Origin of the sequence: Photobacterium angustum, from assembly GCF_002954615.1 — a bacterium.
Classification (GTDB): Bacteria; Pseudomonadota; Gammaproteobacteria; order Enterobacterales; family Vibrionaceae; genus Photobacterium; species Photobacterium angustum_A.
This window is the reverse complement of record NZ_MSCJ01000001.1, coordinates 2,057,795-2,076,070: the sequence shown is the minus strand read 5'-3', so window position 1 is coordinate 2,076,070 and position 18,276 is coordinate 2,057,795. Positions and strand designations below refer to the sequence as shown.

Sequence of the window (18,276 nt, the reverse complement as noted above, 5' to 3'; positions counted from 1 at the left end):
TTTAATGCGCTAGTGCGTTATAGAAGGGCGGCTTTTGTTGTTTTTCCGCGGGGGATTACGCTTCCACTGGCGATATCCAATCGTAAACAACACACCCCAAGCAAGATAAAGCGGCAACCATTCAAACATAAAATAAGTGATAGAGAATGCCTGACTTTCGTTTGTGTTGATTTCAAAAAAATGCAAACCAAGAATAACGCTCAGTCCTAATAGTGTGAAGAGCTTAAACGTTTTCTTATCCATGATAGCTAATCCTATTTCGAATGATATTAGAAATATACATGCAAATGAGAATTATTATCAAATTATTTTTTATTGTTTAATCAGTTCGTGCTTCATTAATTGGTTACGGAATGCTTCTACTCGCTTCCTATTCACACCAAAATCAGAATATCCAACCCGTGATGCAGAGCGTACTTGTAACTGCTCTGCCTTTTTTTCGACTTCAAAATCATCGATAAACCTAAACACTTTGCTGGTGGCTTCTATATGAAAATAGTGATCAGATTGATCTGCTATTTTTGCTCCGGGTAACTGAAGCGCTACCTGTTTTATTTCCTCCCAGCTATGTTCACCTTTCGTAGTTAAAAGAAAAGGCTTAACGCTAAATTGCTCACGTTTTTCAATCGTTGAGACACAATTGGGCTTATTTTCACAAAGCTGATTTATCGAACGCGTCCATGAGGTTGTCTTTGTATCGCTACAGCCTGTGAGGAAAAGTAACAGTAATAGCGTAAAGCGAAGTAACACGATGTAATTCCTTTTTTATAATCGCGGAAGGAGTAGATAAGTGATAAACCCTAGCCATGAGGCAATCAAAAGCCCCCAAGCGAGCTTGCTCTGCTGGTAGATGACAGTTGTATCCGTTATGACTTCTGAAGCGTTGTTAGCATCATTGGAGGCCTTGTTACGTGAAACCTTTTTTTTCAGTTTGTCTTGCTCACGAGCCTTGGCTTTTTGCTGCTTTTTATATTGCTCTATACCTTTTTGGATTCCTTGTGCAATCAGTCGAGTTTGCTCTTTTGTTTGCCCTGCTTTTTGTGTGGCTTTTGCGACGCGTATAGCTTCAGCTTGTGTTTCTGGTGAAGGGGCAGATTGTTTTCTACTCGCCATGGTGCAGCTCCCTGAAAATAACATTTAAGCGTAGATTATATCCCATAAATAAGAGAGTTGATGTCCTAGCAATAAAATAGAAAGAAAATCTGATGAACTATCTTACTGATTGTGTAGGAAATTTTCAGAAATAGGTAAAAGGTTTGTTAATGGTGTTTTTAATGTGTAACTTTATGTTTTTTAAGTATTTAACTATACCTTTTCCTGTCTGTGATCTGAGTTTAAAAAACAGTGTTTTTGTTTTTTTTAGATCAAAAAGTGTGACGATAGCGGCAATATAAAAAATGGAAAAGTGCGGTTCTGCACAAAACTTTATCCTTATTGTTCAAAATTTAAATGAATAGATTAGAGTCGTTTGTGAACCATAGAGATGTTTATTAAGCTCTGATCTGAATTTCATTGGATACCTATTTGAGGGAAATGGCTTGTTATATCCGATAGATGCTTATGATCAGCATGGACAATTAAAAATTAATATCATGTTGTGGTTCGTTTTGTTATTTAACGCCAAAGCTTGGTTAGTTTTCATTATGGCTGGTGTTAGCCGTACTCAAGGCGGTGAATTACTTGAGCTTATTTATCCAATAAGAGATGTTTTATACATAGGAATGGCGATAGGTAGCCCCGCAATATTATTGATGTGGCTATCAGGTCAACGAAATAAGAATAATAAATTAATACATTTTCTGTGGCGGCAAGGGAAAAGAGTGTTACTTGCTGCATATAGTTTTGATTTTCTAATGCAAATATATCATTTGGTTATCAGTCATGGTGAGTTTAGCTGGATACGGGCAACCACATTACTGTTAACTGCATGGCTTGGGTTGTACCTTCTAAGAAGCTCTCGAGTTAAAGATATATTTGCAGACTAGCCTGTAAAGGGGAGCTGTAATGAATGATTTAAGTCGAGGACAATTGCTGTTAAGCACGTTACTGAGCCCATTAGCGATGGCAGACTGGTTACTTGATGTTAGCTTTGAATTGAGCAGTTACTGTCATTCGAAGCATACAGTGAATACCTCACTTTCATTACTGCCTGGTGAAGAAACGATATTTTTTAATGGGTTAAGTCAAAGCCAACATAATTTGTGCCGTGAAGTGGTTGGCCGTGCTCAACTACTTGACGTTTCCCCAGATGAAGTGAAAATTGCTTTTCAGATCCAAGAGCGATTAGATGATGGTGGTTGGCGTACTATTTTAGCCAAAACCTTATCTACGGGGCTTAATATGCCAATACTATTTGAAAGTGAGAATACCGACTTAGAAGAGCGCGTTAAACTCCAAATTGAAATAATGACGGCATAATGTATTAATATCGTTCGTTGATCTTTTTCTTCTTCAATAACGCCTTCTTCTTAGAAGGCGTTTTGGTATCTAGTCGGTATCAAAACACCCGATTTCGTTGGAAAAGAGTAAAACCTTCTACTTATGCATTAAGATCAAGTGATTTACGTCTTTATATCGTTATAATTACTTTTCATTTTTGACTAAACATCCTGTTAGGAGAAGACACCTATGAGTATTGCCCAACCAGCAATCGTTCCAGATCGTGGCGCCTTTGCCCTTTATGTGGTGATGAATGTTGTTGGTAATAAGCAAAATGTTATTGCTCAATGCCAGTCAATTCATCAGTTACTTGCGGATCTCAATACTGAGCAGCAAGACGCAAAGTTACATGCAAGTGTTGCCTTCGGTAAGGCATTTTGGGAGTCTTTAGGTCAACAAAGCCCAGCTGAATTAACAGAGTTCCGTCAGTTAGGTGAAGGTGAGACTATTGCACCAGCAACAGGTGGTGATGTCTTACTGCATATCCATTCTAATCGTCATGATCTTAACTTTTACGCATTTCGTGTTTTCTTAGAAAAATTGTCTCAAGACGTAGAAGTGTTAGATGAAACGTATGGTTTCCAATACCTCGACCACCGTGACATGACAGATTTCATTGACGGCACAGAGAATCCACAAACAGCAGAAGATCGTGCTAACGTGGGGGTGATAAAAGAAGGTGATTTTGCGGGTGGTAGCTACGTTATGGTACAGCGTTATGTTCATAACCTACCAGCATGGCATCGTCTAAACGTAAAAGCACAAGAAAAAGTGATTGGTCGAACGAAACCTGATTCTATTGAACTAGAAGATGTGCCAGCTGCGTCACACGTTGGTCGCGTTGATATTAAGGAAGATGGTAAAGGCTTAAAGATTCTGCGTCACAGCTTGCCATATGGCTCTGTAACATCAGATCATGGCTTACTATTCATTGCTTACTGTCATCGTCAGCATCACTTTGATGCACAGCTTGAAAGTATGTTTGGTGAAACAGATGGTAAAACAGACCAAATGTTACGTTTCTCAAAACCTGTTACTGGGGCTTATTTCTTTGCTCCATCGATGGCGATGTTGAACAGCCTTTAATCTCTAAAAGAACAGTTGATATAAGCATGCGATGAACAATGTTTTAGCATGCTTTTTTAATGTTCAGATAAACAAAAAGCGCTACCGAAGTAGCGCTTTTTTATCAGCTATAGAACTTAGCTTATTTCTTAACGCGTAGTACTGGTGTTTCACCAACGTTTACAGCGCCAGAAAGCTTAGTTAGCTCTTTGATCTCGTCCATGTTAGAGATAACAACTGGAGTCAGAGTTGACTTCGCTTTCTCTTCTAATAGTGCAAGATCGAATTCGATGATAGTGTCGCCAACTTTAACAGTTTGGCCTTCTTCAGCGATGCGAGTAAAACCTTCGCCTTTTAGTTCAACAGTATCAATACCGAAGTGAACGAAAAGTTCGATGCCATCGTCAGACTCAATAGAGAAAGCGTGGTTCGTTTCAAAGATCTTACCAATAGTACCGTTTACTGGTGCAACCATTTTGTTGCCAGCTGGTTTGATAGCAATACCGTCACCAACAATTTTCTCAGCAAATACTACATCTGGCACATCTTCGATGTTAACGATTTCGCCAGAAAGTGGTGCGATGATTTCAATTGCACCAGCTTCACTGCTGTCGTCAGAAACCAGTTTCTTCAATTTGTCAAACAGACCCATATCGATGCTCCTAAGCGTTGTTATATTATCTGCAGCTATATTAGCAGATGGTCTTTTCTGCGATGAATTTTTCTACGTGCTCTTCGATTTCAGCAGCCGTTGGTAGAGTTAATGCATACTCTGCCATTGCTTTTACATCAGCAAAGTTAGCGTTACGGATAACTTTCTTGATGCGAGGGATAGAAATCGCACTCATACTGAATTCGTCAAGACCCATACCTAAAAGAAGTAGGGTAGCACGTTCGTCGCCGGCAAGCTCACCACACATACCTGTCCACTTACCTTCAACGTGAGAAGCATCAATAACTTGCTTGATCACAGTAAGTACAGCAGGCGATAGTGGGTTGTAAAGGTGAGAGATTAGCTCATTACCACGGTCAACTGCTAGAGTATACTGGGTTAAGTCGTTGGTACCAATACTAAAGAAAGAAACTTCTTTCGCTAAGTGGTGTGCAATTGCTGCAGCTGCTGGCGTTTCAACCATCACACCGATCTCGATGTCAGTGTCAAAAGCTAAACCTTCAGCCGTTAATTCAACTTTAAACTCTTCAATTGCAGCTTTAAGTGTACGTACTTCTTCAACCGAAATAATCATTGGGAACATGATACGGATCTTACCGTGTGCAGATGCACGAAGAATAGCACGGAACTGATCACGTAAAATTTCACGACGGTCAAGGCTGATACGGATTGCACGCCAACCCAAGAATGGGTTCATTTCTTTTGGCAGATCTAGGTATGGAAGATCTTTATCACCACCGATATCCATAGTACGGATAATCACTGGCTCACCGTGCATTGCTTCTGCAACTTCTTTGTATGCTTGGTATTGCTCTTCTTCTGTCGGTAGAGAATCGCGATCCATGAACAAGAATTCAGTACGGTATAGACCTACACCTTCACCACCATTACGGTTTACGCCGTCACAGTCTTTCACTGTACCTACGTTACCGCAAACTTCTACTTGCTTACCATCAAGCGTAATTGCAGGAAGATCTTTTAGCTTCGCTAGTTCTTCTTGCTCTGCTTTGTGCGCGTCGCTGATAGCTTTAAATTTGTTTAATTCATCATCCGTTGGATTGATTACAACCTGATTATTGATTGCATCAAGTACTAGCATATCGCCAGATTTAACTTTTGATGTGATATCGTTTGTACCAACAATCGCTGGGATCTCAAGCGAGCGTGCCATGATTGAAGTGTGTGATGTGCGACCACCGATATCAGTGATAAAACCACGAACATAATCAAGGTTAATCTGTGCTGTTTCAGACGGTGTAAGATCGTTAGCAACAAGGATAACTTCTTCGCTGATAGCACTTAGGTTGATTACGTTAATGCCTAATGCATTCTTAACAAAACGGCTACCGATATCGCGGATATCACTTGCACGTTCTTTTAAGTACTCATCATCTAAAGACTCAAGTGTTTGTGCTTGCTCTTCGATAACAGAGTAGATTGCAAAGTCAGCAGACATTTTATCTTTAATAAGGGCTATGATTTCCTCTTCAAGCTCCTCATCTTCAAGCAACATGATGTGACCTTCAAAGATCGCTTCCTTCTCTTCACCAAAGGTGACACGTGCTTTTTCTTTGATTACTTCTAGCTGCTCAGACGATTTCTTTCGTGCGTCGAAGAAACGTTGAATTTCGTTATCGATTTGGTCTGCAGAGATTGGTGCTTTGTTTAGAACAACCTCTTCTTCTTGCAGGAGTAGTGCTTTTGCAAAAGCAATACCTGGAGATGCCAAGATACCTGAAATCATAGCCTTACCTTAAATTAACTAAAAACTGAAAACCCGTTTGTATATAAACGTAGCTTAGATCTCGCGGAACATTGCAACTGGTGAACCGTCGTGATCTTCTTTCAGTTGAATTAGAGCATCAACAGCTTCTTGAGCTTGTGCGCCTTCACCAGCGATAGTGATTTGTGCACCTTTGATTAAGCCAAGAGTTTGAAGCTTGAATAGGCTTTTTGCGCTAGCGCTTTTGCCATTAGCAGTTACAGTCACATCTGCATCAAATGATTTTGCTTCTTTAACGAACTGAGCCGCTGGACGAGTGTGTAGACCATTTGGTGCTGTGATTTCAACTTGCTTCTGATACATAATTCACCCCGATAGATATAGTATTTTATTTAATAATTACTTTATTAATGACAAGCATAATATAGATATCTTGCTCGTGCTGCTGCAGTATAAACTACCTAATAGCATAATGTCTTAGCTTTAATCCAAGTCAAAGTTTTATCAGAAACTTGCTTGTTAGCGATTAAAGTGCATTTTAGCTCCTTTATTTCGGAGCTAAAAATAAAGCGTGCGAGTTTTATATTAAAGCTCAGTTCAAAATGCAACAAAAAAGCCCACAAAGGGGCTTTTTTCATAGCGATATACCTATTAAAGATTATAAAGTGTGATCACTGTTGTGTTTCTTTTTCTGTGAAAATGCCTGCAAATAGTGCAGTTGATAGGTAACGTTCACCTGAACTAGGCAGTATCACAACAATATTTTTATCTGCAAATTCTGGGCGAGCTGCGATGTTATTTGCAGCAACAACGGCAGCACCTGATGAAATACCAGCAAGAATACCTTCTTCATCCATTAGGCGACGCGCCATTTCAATTGCATCATCTGAGCTTACTTTTTCAACTTCATCAATTAATGATAAATCTAAGTTACCAGGAATAAAACCAGCACCAATACCTTGGATTTTGTGTGGAGCTGGTTGTACCGTGTCGCCATTTAATGTTTGGGTAATTACTGGTGACTCTAGAGGCTCAACTGCAATTGTAGTAATTGCTTTGCCTTTTTGCTGTTTAATAAAACGGCTAACACCTGTAAGTGTACCGCCAGTACCTACGCCTGAGATAAACACATCAATTTCACCATCCGTTGCATCCCAAATTTCAGGACCTGTGGTTTTTTCGTGGATTTCTGGGTTTGCTGGGTTATTAAATTGCTGTAGCAGTAGGTATTTACTTGGATCTGAATTTACAATTTCTTCTGCTTTATCAATTGCGCCCTTCATGCCTTTAGGCGCTTCAGTTAGCACAAGATTTGCACCTAATGCTTTTAATAGCTTACGACGTTCAAGACTCATGCTCTCAGGCATGGTTAATGTTAGTTTATAGCCACGTGCCGCAGCAACAAAAGCAAGTGCAACACCGGTATTACCACTCGTTGGCTCTACAAGTTCAACACCTTCTTTTAAAAGGCCTTTTTTCTCAGCATCCCAAATCATGTTAGCGCCAATACGACATTTAACACTAAAGCTTGGGTTACGAGCTTCTACTTTAGCTAACACTTTACCGTTACTTACACGGTTAAGACGTACTAGTGGAGTATTACCAATAGTTAGTGAGTTATCTTCATAAATCTTGCTCATGCTTCGTTCCTTCGTGACACGTTAAAAGTAATATAAATTAAGAATATACTGGATAAGTTATTTGAAAAGTAATTAATGGTTATATCTTATTGTTATCAATGTGTGAATTATATTGAACTAAAGATATATAGTGGGATGAAAAGCGTCAAGTGACTAATTTACAAATATGTTTTACTCAAATAACGGTAAACAATGGTGTTTGCAGCAAGTTTGGTAGAAAAGAAAAGAGCACTAGAATAAGTGCTCTTTGGTGAATATTTATCGTTGATCTTAATAGCGTTTGAATTGCTCGCGGTAATGATCAACCCACATTGCTGTCGCGCCACAAACGGCCACAGGCATGACAAGTAAGTTAATAATAGGGGTCATAGTGAAAAACATGACAACAGCGCCAAAACTTAATGCTTGCCCACGATGTTCTTTAAGTGCATCTCGCATATCAATGAATGGCACTTTGTGGTTATCAAATGGGTAATCAACATATTGAATTGTCATCATCCAAGCACTAAATAAAAACCATAAAATAGGACCAAGCGTTTGCCCGATAGCAGGGATCCACATGAGGATCAATAAGCCGATCGCTTTTGGTAAGTAATACTTCAATTTGGTCCACTCTCTGCCCATGGTGCGAGGTAGATCTTTAATTAACGCTTTAAAACTATCATCAGGTGGATTTTTACCTGTGAGTTTAGCTTCTAAATATTCAGCCAATAGTCCATTAAATGGTGCTGCAATCCAGTTAGCAATGGTACTGAAGAAATAAGAAAACGTGACTAATGCAGCAATGGCAAGTAACGGCCATAACACATAAGATAGCCATTCAAGCCAGCTTGGCAGGTAACTTAACCAACCATCAATCCACCCATTCAACTGAGTAAGTAAGGTTGCAAATGCACCACCTAGTAATAGGATATTGATAAGTAATGGGATAATTACAAAACGACGCGTTCCTGGTTGAGTGACCAGTTGTAACCCTTTAAAAAAGTATCCAGCGCCGCTGGTTGTTGATTTTATAGCATGCAGTTGCGACATGTGGTTTCCTTAATCGAATCTCTCAAATTTATTTTGATGAGGGATGATAGAGAGACTATATAAGAGTATGTTAACGGGCTATATAGGATGGAATCAAATGAAAATATGGTTGTCACAGTTTTGACAAACCATTAAATCTCATCATTCATAATGAAAAATGATGTAAAAGTGTACAAAACTCACGTTGTAAAGACTATCTTGACTGAATAGCGATATTCAACTTCTCATTATCATTTGAGTTTTGGTACAGTAAGTCATCGGCAAGAAATTCTAGCTAGAGATTTTGTCTGCCTAGTTGATTTTTTACTATTATTAACCCCGTCTAGGGATAACGAGTTAATTTCAGAGTATTCGTATGCAGGAATTGCGTCTAGTTCTTATTATTGTTGGTGCGCTTGCGATCACAGCGCTTCTTTTTCATGGTCTATGGACAAGTCGAAAAGAAAAACCGGCCAAGTTTGGTGAAAAGCCAGTAGGTAAAATCGATGAAACGGCACTTGATGTTCAAGGTGACGTTGAAGAGAGTGTTAGTGAAGCGCGTGTTATAAGTAAGCCACAGGAAGTGGTTGAAAAGACAAAACCAACAAAGCGCAAAGAGCCAGGTTTTAGTTTTGGTGAACGCCCACAGCAAGATCCATTGTTAGGTAATGTCTCGGCTGATGAAGGTGATGATGATCTCCCTAAAATGTCAGCAACAGATAATGATGATGTACCTGCTAAAGTAACAACTGTTCAACCACAAGCTACGACAGTTGAAAAACCTCAACAAGTATCACCACAAACATCTGCGCAGCCAGCACAACCTGTAAATGTTCAACAATCGGCTGTTCAACCTAATAGCATTCCTGTTGAGCCTGCTATACAGCCTCAGGTTACAGCAACTGTAGCACCTGTTGTAGAAACGCAACCGCCAGTGACTGAATCGGTAGTACAGCCTGAAATCATTCAGCAACCACAGCAGCCAGTATATACTCCAGTTCAAGAAACTGTTCAGCAGCCTGTAGCGGCCGAGCCTGTTGTTCAGCAAACACAGTCGGCTGTTGTCGAAACTCCTGTGGTTGAGCCTGAAATTATTGAACAACCGGTTGAAAAATCTGTTGTTGAGCCTCAAGCACAATTTGTTCCTGCTGAAGAGCCAGCACAAGTTGAAGTAGCAACGCCTGTTGCTGAAGAAGAGGTAGTACAAGTTGCTGAGCCCTCTATTCAAACCAAGCAAGAACCAAGCATTAGCTTCATGCCAGAGCCAGAGCCAGAGCCAGAGCCAGAGCCAGAGCCAGAGCCAGAGCCAGAGCCAGAGCTAGAGCCAGAGCCATTACCACCAACTTATATATCGCTATGCGTTCATGCGCGCAGCGGTAAGATTTTACGTGGACCGTCACTGTTTGCATGTTTAGAGCGTCATGGTTTAATTTTTGGTGAGAATTCAGTGTTCCATCGTCATGCTGATTTAGCTGGCACGGAACCTGTTATTTTCTCAGTAACTAACTTGCTAAATCCAGGCTCTTTCCCTGAAACTAACTACCAACATTTTGAAACACCAGGTATCGGCTTTTTCTTAATGTTGCCTTGTTACGGTAAAGCAGCAAGTAACTTTAACTTAATGCTACAAACAGCACAGCAAATTGCTGATGAGTTAAATGCAGATGTTCTCGATCAAGATCGTGTAATGATCACGCCAAATCGAATTACGCAATATCGAGAAAAATCAGTGAAATATAATAATGCTTAATCTTTAAAAAGATGAAGTCATTAATGAGCAGGCTCCTTTAAGGGGCCTGTTTTTTATTTAAATTTAGGCAACCGTCTCAATCGTTTTATTATCGATAGGCGTTGTTTGGCAGAAACTATCAAGATTTGTCAGGTAGAAAAAAATGAGTATTGACCTTCAGCAACAATTATTAACGCTACGACAGCAACTCGATTACCACGGTCATCGTTATTACGTTGAAGATAATCCAGAAATCCCTGATGCTGAATATGATCGTATGATGCAGCAATTATTAAAGATCGAAGCTGATCATCCTGAATGGGTAACGGTTGATTCTCCAAGCCAGCGTGTTGGTGGTGCTGCGTTAGAGGGGTTTACTCAAGTTAAACATGAGATCGCGATGCTTTCGTTAGACAATGCGTTTAATGATGATGATTTACGTGCATTTCAAAAACGTTTACAAGATCGCTTGCGTTCAGGAGCAACACTTAGTTACTGCTGTGAGCCTAAATTAGACGGTCTTGCTGTGAGCCTAATGTATGAAAATGGTGTGTTAGTACAAGCAGCAACCCGTGGTGACGGCGCAACAGGTGAAAATATCACTCATAATGTGCGTACTATCCGCGCTATTCCCTTAAAGCTTCAAGGTGACGATTGGCCTGAACGATTAGAAGTTCGCGGTGAAGTCTTTATGCCTAAAAAAGGGTTTGAAGCATTAAATGCCAAAGCGCTTAAAAAAGGTGATAAGGCATTTGCAAATCCACGAAATGCAGCTGCTGGTAGCTTACGTCAGCTAGATCCTAAAATTACCGCGACGCGACCATTAAGCTTTTATGCCTATGCTGTCGGTGTTGTCGATGGACGTGAACTTGCCAATACGCAATATGAACGCCTGTGTCAGTTAAAAGCATGGGGGCTTCCAATGTGCCCAGAAATTCGCAAAGTTGACAGTATTGAAGATGTGATTAGTTATCATCAGAGTATTGGTGAAAAACGCCAATCACTAGGCTATGAAATTGATGGTGTGGTGATTAAGGTTGATGATGTTGATACACAGCAACAGCTTGGCTTTGTTGCTAGAGCACCTCGTTGGGCAATTGCTTATAAATTCCCAGCCCAAGAAGAGATGACAATCCTAAACAATGTAGAGTTTCAGGTTGGACGTACAGGTGCAATTACACCCGTTGCTAAACTTGAACCTGTTTTTGTGGGCGGCGTAACAGTCAGTAATGCGACACTACATAATGCCGATGAAGTGGCGCGTTTAGGCGTAATGATTGGCGATACTGTTATTATTCGTCGTGCTGGTGATGTTATTCCACAAATCGCTTCAGTGGTTGAGTCTCGTCGACCTGAAAATGCACAAGCGATTGTATTTCCAACAGAGTGCCCTGTTTGTCAGTCAAAGGTTGAACGTATTGAAGGCGAAGCCGTCGCACGTTGTACTGGTGGACTCTTCTGTCAAGCACAGCGAAAAGAAGCTTTAAAACACTTCGTATCACGTAAAGCATTAGATGTTGATGGTTGTGGCGAAAAGGTGATTGAGCAACTTGTTGATCGTGAAATGGTAACAACGCCTGCTGATTTGTTTAAATTCAGTGCAGGAGAAGTGACGGTACTTGAGCGAATGGGACCTAAATCAGCTCAAAAACTGGTTGATGCGCTAAATGCTTCAAAACTGACAACATTACCTCGTTTTATTTACTCACTAGGTATCCGTGAAGTAGGTGAAGCTACTGCCGCAAACCTAGCAAATTACTTTGAGACATTAGAATCAATTAGCCAAGCAACGAAAGAGCAGTTAATTGAAGTGCCGGATGTGGGCGGTATTGTTGCTGCGCATATTTTTAATTTCTTTCGTGAAGAGCACAACATGGTCGTTGTGAATGAGTTACAAGAAGTTGGGATACATTGGCCTGAAATTGAAAAAATTGATGAGGATGTCGAATTACCGCTTGATGGTAAAGTGGTCGTACTAACTGGATCTTTATCTCAATTAACTCGCTCTGATGCGAAAGCAGCATTACAAAAATTAGGTGCAAAAGTCACAGGCAGTGTTTCGAAGAAAACTGATTTATTAGTGGCAGGTGAAGCTGCGGGTTCTAAATTAACGAAAGCGCAAGAGCTAGGTATTGAGATCTGGGATGAACAAAAGCTCGTTGATCTGATGGCTTAATACCTTTTTATAAGGTTGATAAATCTTGTTACAAAAAAAGTCGCTCCATTTTGGGCGGCTTTTTTTTATGAATTAAATGAAACAGTGTATATAACTGTGTGATCAATACGAGTTATAGATGTTTTCTAATTAATAATAAATATTTATGTTAACAGTTTGTTTCCAAAAAAATACAGGTGTTTCAATAATAAAGAAAACAAGATCAGGGTCACATATATATGCTGTTATTCATATAAGTTATTGTTTGTGATTGATTTATTCCTGTTTGTGAAAACATTTGAACTGGATCACTATAGGCCGGAAACTTTGCACTGAATCAAATTTTTAACACAAGAAAGTAAGTTCTTATTGATGTTTTGCGCTGCGAAAGTAGTCTTAATAACGAAGTTACATAAAGTTCAATTTTGAACAAAAAATATGAATTGGTCGAATTGATTCGGCTAACATATGGGAGATTTACTTGTAGCCTTCGGCGGCCAACCTTTCAGGTTACAGGTAAACAGCTTATATCTTTTAGGAGTTATTCCATGGAATCAAAGTTTTTTAAAGTTTCTGCTTTATCAGCAGCAATGTTAGGTGCAGTAGCAATGCCAGCTACTGCAGAAGAAATGAATGTTTCTTCTCCAGTTATCCAAGAAGAAATCGCATTCTTCAATGAATCAACTATCAGCGGTAATGTGAACTTTTGGTTCCGCGATCGTGAGCGTGGTAATGTAGACGCTGCTGGTAACAATACTCCAAAAGAAACTAACCTTAACCACGGTTCTGTATTTATGAATCTTGGTTTTAACTCTGGTTATGTTGCAGATGTAGTTGGTTTAGACCTTGTTGTTTACTCTACGTGGGATATGTTTAACGATGGCGGTACTGGCCATGAGATGAACTTCCTACCATGGGATCGCACATGGGATGAAGCACATTGGGATAAAAAAGAAAAAGGTGGCGTTTCTGTTTCAACTGCTGCTCTTAAATTCAAGCTTGGTGCTAACGCAAACGCTAAGTTAGGTTACTTCCAGCCTTCTGTACCTAGTGCTCTAGGTGTTAACTGGTCATTCGCTCCTGGTACATACCTAGGTGGTGAAATCGGTGCAAACTTTGGTGACCTAGCGCTTGGTTTAGTTGTTGCTGACCAATATAAAGCTCCATGGTACAAGTATACTGATGAAATGCGTTCATATGCTGATGGCGAAGGTTCAACACTTTACTCTGTAGGTCTTCGTTACGGCTTTGGTAACGGTATGAGTATTGACACTGCATACGCAAACCTTGATGAGCGTTCAATTGCACACTTCAAATTTAAAGCAACAACTGAAGGTGGTTTCTACTACTCTCCACAGCTTTACGTAGTTAAAGATAGCAAGCAGTACGAAGATGATTACGGTTACCAATTGGCAATGTTAACATCTTGGGCTGCTGGTCCTTACTCTATGCGTGTTGAAGCAACATACACTGACGCTGGTGAAGATGGTAACTGGTTCGCATACCGTCCAACTCAAGGATACGGTCAATCAAACGGTGCTTACGAGATTTGGTGGAACAACCGTTCTGACTTCAACCATAATGGCGAATTTGCAGGTTTCGCATCTGTATCTCGTGACTTCTCGGACATCGGTGCTCCAGGTCTAAACGCTGGTATCAGTGGCGCATTTGGTCTAGGTGCTGAAGTTGCAGATTACAAAGAGCTTAAAGAATACGCAGCAAGTGTATTTACAAGCTATGCTATTCAAGGTGGTGCGCTTAAAGGTGCTAACCTAGGTATGCACTACACCAAATACTACAACGATTCAGATGCTCCAAACTGGACTGGTTACACTAACGCATTCCAAGATGAGTCTGATATCAAAGTTACTCTAACAATTCCTTTCTCTGTAAAGTAATTAGTAACTTAAATTAGTTAAATTAAAGCCAGTATCTTAGGATACTGGCTTTTCTTTTTTTTAAGAATAAAGAAAAAAAAACACTAGAAAAGAAGATAAGACTTTTTCCCATTTCTATAATTATTGTGATTTAACTCACTTTATGGGAGAAGTAATGAAAGTATTTTTATTTATTTCGTTTTTTACTTTATCTGTTTTATCTTCATTGGCTCATGCAGAAAGCTGTGGTGGTAGTGGAGGTATGAATGGTGGTAATGGTGCGCAAAGTGTTTCAATCTATCGCTGTGTTTACATTGACCGTCGTGGACAAGAGCAAGATGTCTTTGTTCCGCAGTACTTCTGTGATAGCAATGGTGGTAAAACCATCTTATAGCGGATAGTTTTTAATGGTATAGATCTATGAATGGGTTTATACCATTTTATTTGATTATTGTAGATTTACCCCACAGTGCTAAAATACTCCTCATTAGATAAGACACAGTAGTCCTTACTGTGTAGTCCTTCATTCATAAGGTAATTCCAATGACGGTTAAAACTCGTTTTGCACCAAGTCCAACTGGCTTTTTGCACGTAGGCGGTGCTCGTACTGCACTTTACTCATGGTTATACGCTAAACATATGGGCGGCGAGTTTGTACTTCGTATTGAAGATACGGATCTAGAGCGTTCAACTCAAGAAGCTATCGACGCGATTATGGAAGGTATGGAGTGGCTAGAGCTTAACTGGGATGAAGGTCCTTACTACCAAACTAAGCGTTTTGATCGTTACAACGAAGTGGTTGATCAACTACTAGCAGAAGACAAAGCGTACAAGTGTTACTGCCCGAAAGAGCTTCTTGACGAAATCCGTGAAGAGCAAATGGCAGCTGGCATTAAACCTCGCTACGATGCAAACCACCCTAAAATTGTTGCAGCTAATGCCGCTGCGACAGAAGATTCACCATTCTGTATTCGCTTCCGTAACCCTAAAGAAGGGACGGTAGTTTTTGATGATAAAATCCGTGGTCACATCGAAATTGCGAACAGTGAGCTTGATGATCTTATCATTCGTCGTACAGATGGTAGCCCAACATACAATTTCTGTGTGGTTATCGATGACTGGGATATGGGTATTACTCAAGTTGTTCGCGGTGAAGACCACATTAACAATACGCCTCGTCAAATTAATATCTATAAAGCACTAGGTGCACCTGTACCTGAGTTTGCACACTGTGCAATGATTCTAGGTGATGATGGCGCGAAATTATCTAAGCGTCATGGCGCTGTAGGTGTAATGCAATACCGTGATGATGGTTACCTGCCACAAGCACTACTGAACTACTTAGTTCGTCTAGGTTGGTCTCATGGCGATCAAGAGATTTTCTCACTACAAGAGATGATTGATCTATTTAGCCTAGAGTCAGTAAGTAAGTCAGCATCTGCATTTAATACTGACAAGCTATTATGGCTAAACAACCATTACATCAAAACAGCTGAGCCTGAATATGTTGCTAAGTACCTACAATGGCACTTAGATCAGAAAGAAATTTCTATTGAAAATGGTCCTGCTATTACAGATGTGATCACGTTAGTGGGTGAGCGTTGTAATACATTGATCGAACTTGCTGAACAATCTCGTTACTTCTACCAAGACTTTAGTGAGTTTGAAGCTGGTGCGGCGAAAAAACACTTACGTCCTGTTGCGAAAGAAGCGTTAGCGCTTGCACTTGCTAAAGTTGAAGCACTTGATGAGTGGACAACAGAAAATCTTCATGCCGTTATTGCCCAAGTGTGTGAAGAACTTGAGCTAGGTATGGGTAAAGTGGGTATGCCTTTACGTGTAGCTGTTACAGGTCAAGGTCAGTCACCTTCTGTTGATGCTGTTATGCAGCTTATTGGTAAAGAGCGTGTTGTAGCTCGTATCAAAATGGCATTAGCATTTATTGCAGAGCGTGAAGCAAACGCATAAGCTTGTTAAACATTAAATAAAAAAACGGAGCATTAATGCTCCGTTTTTTTATATCTGGTAGTTAGAACCTTGCGTTCACAATTGGGAAAACAGGAAGATCTTTGCTGACGAAAGTACCAGAACGGTCGAAGTTGATTAAACCGATTTGAATACCTTTATTGATGTGATTCGTTGCATTCATAAAGCCCAATTGAAGTCCATTTAAGCTACCAGAATAATTAAAGAGTCCCAATTGCGCACCTGTGAAATTACTTTCCGTATAGTTTAAAAGACCTACATCAGCACCTTTTGCTGTTCCGCCATTAAAGTTTGCTAAACCTAATTCAAACCCTTTCATACTTGTCCGAGTGCGGTTTGCACCATAGAACAAACCAAGGTTAATACCTGTAAAGTTGTCAATATCAGAAAGACCAAGAACGGAAAAATTTAACCCTTTCACATTATGGCTTCGACCATAAAGTGCACTTACTCGAACACCTGATACATCACCAGCTGGCAAGTTAATTGTTGGAACAGAAAGTTGTACTGGAGTATCAGCGTAAACGGATGGCGCACAAATTGCTGTTGCGAGTAAAAGAGAGGTCAGTTGAAGCTTCATGAAAATAATCCTTAAGGTTAGTCGTCACCATTAAAGATATTTAACCGTACTTTATTACTAGAGGTGTCAATGGTAAGTAAATGATATAGGAGTGATTATTTGATGTTTATTAGGCGCATATCTTGAGTTAATTCACAAATATAGTTATATCTTTATAGTTATGTTGACACTGATGCAGTGAGATTTTATTGTATTCCTGTTTTGGGGCTATAGCTCAGCTGGGAGAGCGCTTCGCTGGCAGCGAAGAGGTCAGCGGTTCGATCCCGCTTAGCTCCACCAAATTTTAAACCTCGCCTTGTGCGAGATTTTTTTACATCTAAATTTATTTAAAAAGAAAGCCTCGCACAATGGCGAGGCTCTTTATAGTTATAGCGAAATCTTAGAATCGCGCATTTACAATAGGGAATACAGGTAAGCTATTACTTACGAAAGTGCCAGACTTATCATAGTTAATCAGACCGATCTGAATACCTTTATTAATATGATCGGTTGCGTTAACTAAGCCAAACTGTAGACCATTTAGTGTTCCTGCGTAGTTAAACGTACCGAACTGTGCACCTGTAAAGTTGCCTGCAGTATAGTTTACAGCACCAAAATCAGCACCTTTAGCATTACCGTCATTCCAGTTCGCAAGACCGAATTCAAGACCTGTCATCATCGAACGAGTACGGTTCACACCAAATGCTAGGCCAAAGTTTAGACCTTTGAATGTATCAATATCTGAAAGACCTAATAATGAGAAGTTTACACCTGTTACAGAAGCGGTATGCCCATATAAAGCATTTAAGCGAACACCTGTAACGTTACCTGCTGGTAGGTTTACGCCAGGTACTGAAAGCTGAACCGGTGTGTTAGCCATAGCTGCTGCAGGGGCAAGAAGAGCGGCAGATACAATAAGAGATGCTAATTTCATTTTCATAATAATGTCCTAAACAAGCGCATAACATGAGAGTTATGAAGTGCTGGCAGTATAAACACAAAACAATAAAAAACAATGTTCAAATATTGTAACATTATGTTTCAAATACTAAGGTAAATAAATCTATTTCATTGATTTAAAACATTAAAAACTCTTTTGGTGATAATGGGTGAATCAGTTTATTAGCCTGAATAAATAAGGCTAATCACAACTTATAAAGTAGATTAATTAAAGAAGAGCAATTTATAGTGATATTAAATTTTTGATGATATGAAGTTATCAATACAGAATCTATATTGTATTGTTACGACACTAAATCGTATGGATATAAAAAAGGCTTAGCAATAAAAAATCGCTAAGCCTTTGAAAAATATGGCGCTCCCTACTGGAGTCGAACCAGTGGCCTTCCCCTTAGGAGGGGGACGCTCTATCCATCTGAGCTAAGGAAGCATTTGAGTATTATACGGTATATTTTTAAA

The 18,276-nt window shown here is 39.8% G+C and carries 18 protein-coding genes and 2 tRNA genes; 9 read left to right on the top strand and 11 right to left on the bottom strand.

Features of this window, described 5'->3' with window-relative positions:
• Positions 1 to 9: 9 nt before the first annotated feature.
• From BTO08_RS09060 to BTO08_RS09050, 3 genes are all read right to left on the bottom strand, one after another.
• The gene (locus BTO08_RS09060) at positions 10 to 243 is read right to left on the bottom strand and encodes a hypothetical protein (protein WP_105060741.1); all 234 of its coding nucleotides are present in this window, start codon (positions 241 to 243) and stop codon (positions 10 to 12) included.
• Positions 244 to 312: 69 nt separating this feature from the next.
• Positions 313 to 750, bottom strand: a complete 438-nt coding sequence (locus tag BTO08_RS09055; RefSeq protein WP_105060740.1) for a DUF1499 domain-containing protein — start codon at positions 748 to 750, stop codon at positions 313 to 315.
• A 15-nt stretch (positions 751 to 765) separates the two neighbouring features.
• Entirely contained in the window at positions 766 to 1,113 is a 348-nt protein-coding gene (locus tag BTO08_RS09050) for a DUF2956 domain-containing protein (RefSeq protein ID WP_105060739.1), read from the bottom strand.
• A gap of 425 nt (positions 1,114 to 1,538) precedes the next feature.
• Between BTO08_RS09050 and BTO08_RS09045 the strand changes: the two genes are divergently transcribed.
• From BTO08_RS09045 to BTO08_RS09035, 3 genes are all read left to right on the top strand, one after another.
• Positions 1,539 to 1,985 (top strand): DUF2919 domain-containing protein, encoded by a 447-nt coding sequence (locus tag BTO08_RS09045; protein ID WP_105060738.1) that lies wholly within the window; start codon positions 1,539 to 1,541, stop codon positions 1,983 to 1,985.
• Between the two features lie 19 nt (positions 1,986 to 2,004).
• Positions 2,005 to 2,418, top strand: a complete 414-nt coding sequence (locus BTO08_RS09040; protein WP_005370191.1) for a hypothetical protein — start codon at positions 2,005 to 2,007, stop codon at positions 2,416 to 2,418.
• A 210-nt stretch (positions 2,419 to 2,628) separates the two neighbouring features.
• On the top strand, positions 2,629 to 3,525 hold the full coding sequence (locus BTO08_RS09035) for a Dyp-type peroxidase (RefSeq protein WP_105060737.1): 897 nt from the start codon (positions 2,629 to 2,631) through the stop codon (positions 3,523 to 3,525).
• A gap of 121 nt (positions 3,526 to 3,646) precedes the next feature.
• Here BTO08_RS09035 and crr read toward each other — a convergent pair whose 3' ends face one another.
• From crr to cysZ, 5 genes are all read right to left on the bottom strand, one after another.
• The gene (gene crr / locus BTO08_RS09030; RefSeq protein WP_005370195.1) at positions 3,647 to 4,156 is read right to left on the bottom strand and encodes a PTS glucose transporter subunit IIA; all 510 of its coding nucleotides are present in this window, start codon (positions 4,154 to 4,156) and stop codon (positions 3,647 to 3,649) included.
• Between the two features lie 40 nt (positions 4,157 to 4,196).
• On the bottom strand, positions 4,197 to 5,921 hold the full coding sequence (gene ptsI / locus BTO08_RS09025; protein WP_105060736.1) for a phosphoenolpyruvate-protein phosphotransferase PtsI: 1,725 nt from the start codon (positions 5,919 to 5,921) through the stop codon (positions 4,197 to 4,199).
• 54 nt (positions 5,922 to 5,975) lie between these two features.
• Entirely contained in the window at positions 5,976 to 6,263 is a 288-nt protein-coding gene (locus tag BTO08_RS09020) for an HPr family phosphocarrier protein (protein WP_005370199.1), read from the bottom strand.
• Positions 6,264 to 6,571: 308 nt separating this feature from the next.
• The gene (gene cysK / locus BTO08_RS09015; RefSeq protein WP_105060735.1) at positions 6,572 to 7,540 is read right to left on the bottom strand and encodes a cysteine synthase A; all 969 of its coding nucleotides are present in this window, start codon (positions 7,538 to 7,540) and stop codon (positions 6,572 to 6,574) included.
• Positions 7,541 to 7,810: 270 nt separating this feature from the next.
• Positions 7,811 to 8,572 carry a sulfate transporter CysZ gene (cysZ, locus tag BTO08_RS09010; protein ID WP_105060734.1) on the bottom strand — a complete coding sequence of 254 codons (762 nt, stop codon included), beginning with the start codon at positions 8,570 to 8,572 and terminating at the stop codon, positions 7,811 to 7,813.
• Positions 8,573 to 8,927: 355 nt separating this feature from the next.
• On the opposite strand from cysZ, the gene zipA reads away from it, so the two are divergent.
• From zipA to gltX, 5 genes are all read left to right on the top strand, one after another.
• A complete protein-coding gene (gene zipA, locus BTO08_RS09005) occupies positions 8,928 to 10,301 on the top strand; it encodes a cell division protein ZipA (protein WP_105060733.1) in 1,374 nt (457 codons plus the stop codon).
• 142 nt (positions 10,302 to 10,443) lie between these two features.
• On the top strand, positions 10,444 to 12,456 hold the full coding sequence (gene ligA / locus BTO08_RS09000) for an NAD-dependent DNA ligase LigA (RefSeq protein WP_105060732.1): 2,013 nt from the start codon (positions 10,444 to 10,446) through the stop codon (positions 12,454 to 12,456).
• A gap of 527 nt (positions 12,457 to 12,983) precedes the next feature.
• Positions 12,984 to 14,333, top strand: coding sequence for an OprD family outer membrane porin (locus BTO08_RS08995; RefSeq protein ID WP_105060731.1), 1,350 nt, complete (start codon positions 12,984 to 12,986; stop codon positions 14,331 to 14,333).
• 154 nt (positions 14,334 to 14,487) lie between these two features.
• Positions 14,488 to 14,706: a hypothetical protein gene (locus tag BTO08_RS08990; RefSeq protein WP_105060730.1), complete on the top strand. Its 219-nt coding sequence runs from the start codon at positions 14,488 to 14,490 to the stop codon at positions 14,704 to 14,706.
• Positions 14,707 to 14,855: 149 nt separating this feature from the next.
• Positions 14,856 to 16,280, top strand: coding sequence for a glutamate--tRNA ligase (gene gltX, locus BTO08_RS08985; protein ID WP_105060729.1), 1,425 nt, complete (start codon positions 14,856 to 14,858; stop codon positions 16,278 to 16,280).
• Between the two features lie 61 nt (positions 16,281 to 16,341).
• Here gltX and BTO08_RS08980 read toward each other — a convergent pair whose 3' ends face one another.
• On the bottom strand, positions 16,342 to 16,878 hold the full coding sequence (locus BTO08_RS08980) for an LA_2272 family surface repeat-containing protein (RefSeq protein ID WP_105060728.1): 537 nt from the start codon (positions 16,876 to 16,878) through the stop codon (positions 16,342 to 16,344).
• 203 nt (positions 16,879 to 17,081) lie between these two features.
• On the opposite strand from BTO08_RS08980, the gene BTO08_RS08975 reads away from it, so the two are divergent.
• A tRNA-Ala gene (locus tag BTO08_RS08975) sits at positions 17,082 to 17,157 on the top strand.
• A gap of 100 nt (positions 17,158 to 17,257) precedes the next feature.
• On the opposite strand, the gene BTO08_RS08970 is transcribed toward BTO08_RS08975, so the two are convergent.
• Positions 17,258 to 17,797 carry a hypothetical protein gene (locus BTO08_RS08970; RefSeq protein ID WP_105060727.1) on the bottom strand — a complete coding sequence of 180 codons (540 nt, stop codon included), beginning with the start codon at positions 17,795 to 17,797 and terminating at the stop codon, positions 17,258 to 17,260.
• 373 nt (positions 17,798 to 18,170) lie between these two features.
• Positions 18,171 to 18,247, bottom strand: a tRNA-Arg gene (locus tag BTO08_RS08965).
• Positions 18,248 to 18,276 lie beyond the last annotated feature (29 nt).